At 32.9% G+C, this 5,600-nt stretch carries 7 protein-coding genes; 1 reads left to right on the top strand and 6 read right to left on the bottom strand.

Annotation, left to right across the window (positions count from 1 at the left end):
• Window positions 1–172: 172 nt before the first annotated feature.
• The 4 genes from FLB_RS05375 to FLB_RS05390 all read right to left on the bottom strand — a co-directional run bounded on the left by FLB_RS05375 (window position 173) and on the right by FLB_RS05390 (window position 3,889).
• On the bottom strand, window positions 173–1,480 hold the full coding sequence (locus FLB_RS05375) for an MvaI/BcnI family restriction endonuclease (protein ID WP_064714945.1): 1,308 nt from the start codon (window positions 1,478–1,480) through the stop codon (window positions 173–175).
• A complete protein-coding gene (dcm, locus tag FLB_RS05380) occupies window positions 1,446–2,678 on the bottom strand; it encodes a DNA (cytosine-5-)-methyltransferase (RefSeq protein WP_064714949.1) in 1,233 nt (410 codons plus the stop codon). The genes FLB_RS05375 and dcm overlap by 35 nt, the downstream gene beginning before the upstream one ends.
• A 257-nt stretch (window positions 2,679–2,935) precedes the next feature.
• Window positions 2,936–3,217 (bottom strand): hypothetical protein, encoded by a 282-nt coding sequence (locus tag FLB_RS05385; RefSeq protein ID WP_064714946.1) that lies wholly within the window; start codon window positions 3,215–3,217, stop codon window positions 2,936–2,938.
• 117 nt (window positions 3,218–3,334) lie between these two features.
• Window positions 3,335–3,889 (bottom strand): Panacea domain-containing protein, encoded by a 555-nt coding sequence (locus FLB_RS05390; protein ID WP_082923221.1) that lies wholly within the window; start codon window positions 3,887–3,889, stop codon window positions 3,335–3,337.
• 244 nt (window positions 3,890–4,133) lie between these two features.
• Here FLB_RS05390 and FLB_RS05395 point away from each other — a divergent pair, with 244 nt between their 5' ends.
• The gene (locus tag FLB_RS05395; protein ID WP_064714947.1) at window positions 4,134–4,415 is read left to right on the top strand and encodes a hypothetical protein; all 282 of its coding nucleotides are present in this window, start codon (window positions 4,134–4,136) and stop codon (window positions 4,413–4,415) included.
• Here FLB_RS05395 and FLB_RS14240 read toward each other — a convergent pair.
• Together FLB_RS14240 and FLB_RS05400 are read right to left on the bottom strand one after the other, a co-directional pair.
• Complete coding sequence (locus FLB_RS14240; protein ID WP_157490549.1) at window positions 4,386–4,538, bottom strand: hypothetical protein; 153 nt, start codon at window positions 4,536–4,538, stop codon at window positions 4,386–4,388. The genes FLB_RS05395 and FLB_RS14240 overlap by 30 nt on opposite strands.
• Before the next feature lie 200 nt (window positions 4,539–4,738).
• Window positions 4,739–5,527 carry a TRADD-N-associated membrane domain-containing protein gene (locus FLB_RS05400; RefSeq protein ID WP_064714948.1) on the bottom strand — a complete coding sequence of 263 codons (789 nt, stop codon included), beginning with the start codon at window positions 5,525–5,527 and terminating at the stop codon, window positions 4,739–4,741.
• Window positions 5,528–5,600 lie beyond the last annotated feature (73 nt).

Below are 5,600 nucleotides of genomic sequence, written 5' to 3' on the forward strand. Positions count from 1 at the left end.
GAATATTGTGCATAACGTTCCCGCGCTACACGCAGGCTGGGATTAAAGATGCGTATTCTTTCGGTTAAAAACAAATGTATCAAACACAAACTATCTTCAAATTAAGCCAATTGCCCAGCTTGCTTGTAGCGTGTGTTATGCCTTCGCCCTTTTTTCTATACAGTTTTATTCGCTATTTTGTAATGTCTAAAACTTCGTTGATTTTATATAAGTTCGGTAAGTTTTGAGATTTAATTCGGAACTGACTGCGTTTCTTAATCTTTGGTTTTGTCGAAGCATTTTCCATTTTAATTCCTGGGTCATAATAAATATTCCCACTTGCCATTTGACCAAGGAATAATTGAAAATCTGTCCCAGTTCCTAAAATTATGTTGTTTCCGTATCTGTATTGTCTTTCGTTTGTGGTTTCAGAAAGTGAAGGAACATAACAAGCTTGATTATGTTTTCTATTCCAATGTAAAAGCATAGATGCGAAACTCCAAGAAGCTGTTTCATTTCCTTGAATGTCAACCAATGAAATTCGTCCGTTTGTGTTTCTTATTTTACCACTTTCTGCATCAAAACCAATTAATTGCATTTCTAAATTTGTCAACGGATGTCTAATACCTGTTTTATGAACTCCACCAAAATTTATTCGGTCTTCTCTTCCTGTTCTGTCGGCATAACCATATTGTCTTAAAAACGCTTCTGCTCCATCGGTTTTATAAATTCCGTCAGTTGGTTCAGGTGTCATTAAAGTTATAATTGCAGAGTTCACTCTTGCAAAATTGGCAACGCCAAATTGCTTTACTTCCCAACCTAAAAAGTCAGGTTCAGAATATCCGTTTGGTGTAATTCCTAATTCGGCTTCTAATGTGTAACCGCCACAGTTTGGTGCTTCACAAGCCATAAGGTTTCCAAGGCGGTCAAGTCTTTTTGATTTTATCCAACCTAATTGATGAATGCGAAGCAATTCATTAATTAAGTCGTTTCTGTTATTTGCCACTTGTGGCAATTCAATAACTTTAAAAACTCCGTGGTCTGTTATATTTTGTTGGTTAGCAAATTCGTTTGCGATTTCAGAATTTGGGTCAGCAACGTAACCCAAAATAGTTCCGTTTTTTGCTACTGAAAAGAACAAAATCCTGTCAGCGAGTCTTTGTGTCATTAATGCTGATGGCGGATTTTGACATTTTTGCAAGAAGCCTGAAAACCTAACTTCAGGATATTTAGGGTAGAGTATAAGTTGTGCGTTTGGTGCAGGGAATAAATTTCCATCTTCTCCAATCCAAGAAAAATTTATTGAAGCTTTAAAACGTTCTTTATTCCAATCTCCAGCTTCTTCATTTTTGATTTCAGAAATTGGTAAAATGTTAAGAATTTCAAAGCTACCACCAAAGTAAACTTGATTTTTTGAATTGTCGTTTGGCGAAAGTTTTTTGATGTAAATTTTTGTACAACCGTTATCAATGAACAGCGACTTTAGATTTTGTAGGTTCATTGGTTTTCAAAATTTCTTTTATAATATTCTTTCCAACGGCTTGAATTAAAGGTGTTACGACTGAATTTCCAAATTGTTTATAGGCTTGATTATCTGAAACAGGAATAACAAAACTATCAGGAAAACCTTGAAGTCTTGCACATTCTCTAGGTGTCAAACGTCTTGGATTCAAACCGTCTTGAGGAATTAATATTTCAGCTCCATCTTTATAATATCTGGCACTCATTGTTCTTGAAATACCATCTAAATTGGTTAATCCAAAGCCAAAGCCATTGCCTTTTGCTTTGTGTTTTTTTGCGTATTCTTGTAGGTAATTCCAAAGTTTATCAGACAAAGTATATTTTGGGTCAACTATATCCTCTAAAATATCTCTAACAGCAAATTTTGTATTTCCCATTTTTGGAAATTCAAAAGTTTCTTCGCCGTTAAAAACATTATTATTAAAACCTACAATTATAATTCTTTCTCTATGTTGTGGTACAAAATGTTGTCCATCCAAAACTTTAAAATGAATAGAATAACCTAATTCTTTTAATGTTTCCTTTATAATTGTAAATGTTTTTCCTTTGTCGTGAGAAACAAGATTTTTTACGTTTTCCAACATAAATGCTTTTGGCATTTTATGTTTTATAATTCTTGCAACGTCAAAAAATAATGTTCCTTGAGTTTCATCGAGAAAGCCGTGGGCTCTGCCCAAGGCGTTCTTTTTGGAAACTCCTGCAATAGAAAACGGTTGGCAAGGGAAACCACCTAATAAGATATCGTGGTCTGGAATTTCATTTTCGTCTATTTTGGTAATGTCGCCAAATGGAACCTCTCCAAAATTTGCATCATAGGTTTTTTTAGAGTATGTATCCCATTCACTTGTGAATACACATTTTCCACCAAGATTTTGAAAGGCCAATCTTATTCCACCAATTCCAGCAAACAAGTCAATAAATTTGAATTTTGGCGTTGTAGGTGGTGGAAATGGGATATCCCATTTTATTGGTAAATAATATTGAAAATCTGGTTCTTCGACAATGCTTAATTTGTCGTGTAAGTCAGTTAAATAAGTTGTTGCAGTAGGTCTATAGTATTGAGAAACACCATTTTTGTGGTTCTGAAAAAAGTGTGTCAAATATGCCAAGTCGTTATTTTCCGTCTTGGTAATTTCTAATTTGAGTTTCTTTTTTATGTCTGTATATTTTTTGCTCATTTGGTTTGCAATATCGTTAATTTTCCCCAATTGAGTTTAGAAGATAGATTTAAATTTTCAACAAATTTCTGTTTGTTTTATGTCGTTTTTTTAGGTCACATCGTCTTTTAGGGTGAGGCATAACGTTCCCGCGCTACACGCAGGTTGGGGTTAATAAATTAATTTTTTCTGTTTTGCCGATTCTCGGCTGATAATCCTATTCTTTAAATTTAACACTTTGCCCAACTTGCTTGTAGCATGTGTTGTAGGTAGTTGTTTTACTTCGTTTCGTTGTTTTTTGGCACTGGGAATAAATTTCTTATTACTGTCAAGTAAAATATCAGAATTGATGTCGTTAATGTGCCACAAACAAACATAAACTCTGTTTCTTTAATTTTAAAGAAATTCACTTGTTCAAGACCGTGAAACATAATAAAAACTCCAACAAATGTTGCCCAAATGGAGGAAAACCAAAATGCTTTTTTTGCATTTTCTTCTCTCAATTTTCTTTCAGAGTCTTCTTTTTTTTCTTTAGTCTGAACTCTTCGTGCCTTATCCATTCGTCAATATTAGACAAATCTCCTCCAAATAGTTCATTTTGCTCTATATTAGATGTTGAGGAAGTAGTAGTTGTATTAGACCAATTAGCATTTTTAAAAAAGTCTTCAATAGATTGTTTATTGTCCACGTTTTTCTGCTATTAAGTTTTTGTAATATTCTTTAATCCTTTCTGTAGGGATTGTTACGTTATGCAAACCATTATAAGATGTTTGCCAAGGGGTACCCTCTTCGTGAGTTTTATCGGATAGTTGTCCGCCTGAAAATTGCTTATACTGATTCCATATAGCATTTAAAAAACTCTCGTCTTCTTTTTTTATCTTGTTTTCAGTATAAAGTTCCAAAGTACTCTTGTCAACATAACCACTACCATATCTTTTTATTACGTGATATAATTCGGGTATAACTGTTCCGTGTTTCCACGCTTGAACTTGGTTTAAAAAAAGAGGTTTATCTTTAAATCCTAAATACCATCCGTGAGCTATATAAGTAAGTTTAAGGAGCTTCATAGGGTCAACTCCTTGACCTTCCTCTTTTGCTTTTCTTACAAAATAATCTGCAATATCAAAACAATTATACATTTTGTTTAGGCTTTTAATTATTGTTTCTTTTTGCGAAGTTACTAAAAACAAACCGATTATAAAAATTGTAAGAACTGTGTAAATCATTTCCATCTTACGTTATTTTTTAACGCTTCGGCTTCTTTTACAATTACCTACAACGTTCCCGCGCTACACGCAGGGTGGGGGTTAATAATTAATTTTTTTCTGTTTTGCCGAATGTCGGCGGATAATCCTAATCTTTAAATTCAACACAAATGCCCAACTTGCTTGTAGCGTGTGATAGCTGTTGTTGTTTTTTACGTTTCTGTTTGTCAAAGTTAGTTTATTTTACTATTTTCGGCAAAAACTTTTTACTATGACAACTGAAAAACCAAATACTTTAATTGGATTATTAAATACACTAAAAACAGAAACAGATAAAACAAAATATCAAAGTATCTATATTGATATAGCGAAAGAAGTTATGTCTTTAGAGTTTGAACACAATCCAAAACAACCTTTGGAAGGGATTTTATATAAAAAATTAGTACAATTATCTGTAAAAGAATTTGTGTACTCAGGGCAAACCGAGGAGTCTTTATCAAACTTAAATGAAGTAATAGATATTTTAAGTTACACTTCGGTACTCGTTAGATAAGTTTTTTATGTCTTGTTTAAAGTCTTTATCTACATTTTCTTCTGTCAACATTTCTTCTTGTACTTTAAATCTGTTTTTTAACTTAAAAATCTTATCTTCTTGTAATTTTTTAGTCTGTTCCATTTCTGTTTTTTCTTTTTAGAAACGACTTTTGTTATTTAACGGTTACGTCTTTTTACAATAACAGCTATCGTCTTGCTAGTAGGCGATGGTCGGGCTAAATAAAACAATTATTTTCGGATTATCACTATTTTTCCAAGTACAAAACCAACTTCAAATTTAGCCTAATTCCCGACTATTGCTTACTAGCTGTTAGGCACAGTTTATTCCGGTGTCGATAAGTATTTATTTATGTCTGTAGTTAGTCTCTCAATTATCATCTCTTGAACCTTTGCCTTATTTTCGGTTTCCATGTCTTCCGATATTTTTAATGCTAGACTAATATTTTGAGTAATCACAAGTTTTTGATGATACTGACTCATTTTTAAAACCGTTCTATTGTATAAGTAAAAGAAAACAGCTGCTATGAATTCTGAAATTACTCCAGCAGCAGTAGTTACATATGCAGGTTCAGTTTTATCGAAAAACATCATAATTATTCCAATACTAATAATTACAAGTCCAGTTATCGATGCATTTGATGCAAGTCTAAAACTTTTATCAGCTTGTTCTTGAGTCTGTAGATAGTACTGGTCAAGATATTTAAAATTTATTTTTACAAGTTTTGTAAAGAAATTCTCTTCAATTTTATCTTGCAATTCTTCTGCTCCTAGTTGCACTAATTTATATTCGATTCTTCTCAATCTATTTTGTGCAGAAATTCTAAAAAAGCTAAACACATATCCATACATAAACGTACCAAACAATGCTCCAATTACAACATAAGATAATCTTCTATCAATTATTTGAGTTAGATTTTCATAATGACGAAAATCTGTTATTGCTGCAAATGAGTAGCCTGCAAGTCCGCCAGCTATTATGACAAGAATAAACCAACCAGGTTTAAATTTTAAGCTTTCGACACGTTCTTGTAAGTGCTCTTTTCTTTTTTTAAGAACTCCTATTGACTCTTCAAATTCGGAGTCTGTTAATGGTTTTTGATCTTCTGTCATGTCTTTTTAAATTGTGCCTAACGTTCCCGCGCTACACGCAGGCTGGGATTAAAGATGCGTAATCTTTCGGTTA

The organism is Flavobacterium succinicans (genome assembly GCF_001662485.1).
GTDB lineage: Bacteria > Bacteroidota > Bacteroidia > Flavobacteriales > Flavobacteriaceae > Flavobacterium > Flavobacterium succinicans_A.

Bases quoted from the DNA above. Each gene is read 5' to 3' on its own strand.
- FLB_RS05395 (WP_064714947.1), top strand. From the start codon at position 4,134: ATGACAACTGAAAAACCAAATACTTTAATTGGATTATTAAATACACTA.
- FLB_RS05375 (WP_064714945.1), bottom strand. From the start codon at position 1,480: ATGAACCTACAAAATCTAAAGTCGCTGTTCATTGATAACGGTTGTACA.
- FLB_RS05390 (WP_082923221.1), bottom strand. From the start codon at position 3,889: ATGGAAATGATTTACACAGTTCTTACAATTTTTATAATCGGTTTGTTT.
- FLB_RS05400 (WP_064714948.1), bottom strand. From the start codon at position 5,527: ATGACAGAAGATCAAAAACCATTAACAGACTCCGAATTTGAAGAGTCA.
- dcm (WP_064714949.1), bottom strand. From the start codon at position 2,678: ATGAGCAAAAAATATACAGACATAAAAAAGAAACTCAAATTAGAAATT.
- FLB_RS14240 (WP_157490549.1), bottom strand. From the start codon at position 4,538: ATGGAACAGACTAAAAAATTACAAGAAGATAAGATTTTTAAGTTAAAA.
- FLB_RS05385 (WP_064714946.1), bottom strand. From the start codon at position 3,217: ATGGATAAGGCACGAAGAGTTCAGACTAAAGAAAAAAAAGAAGACTCT.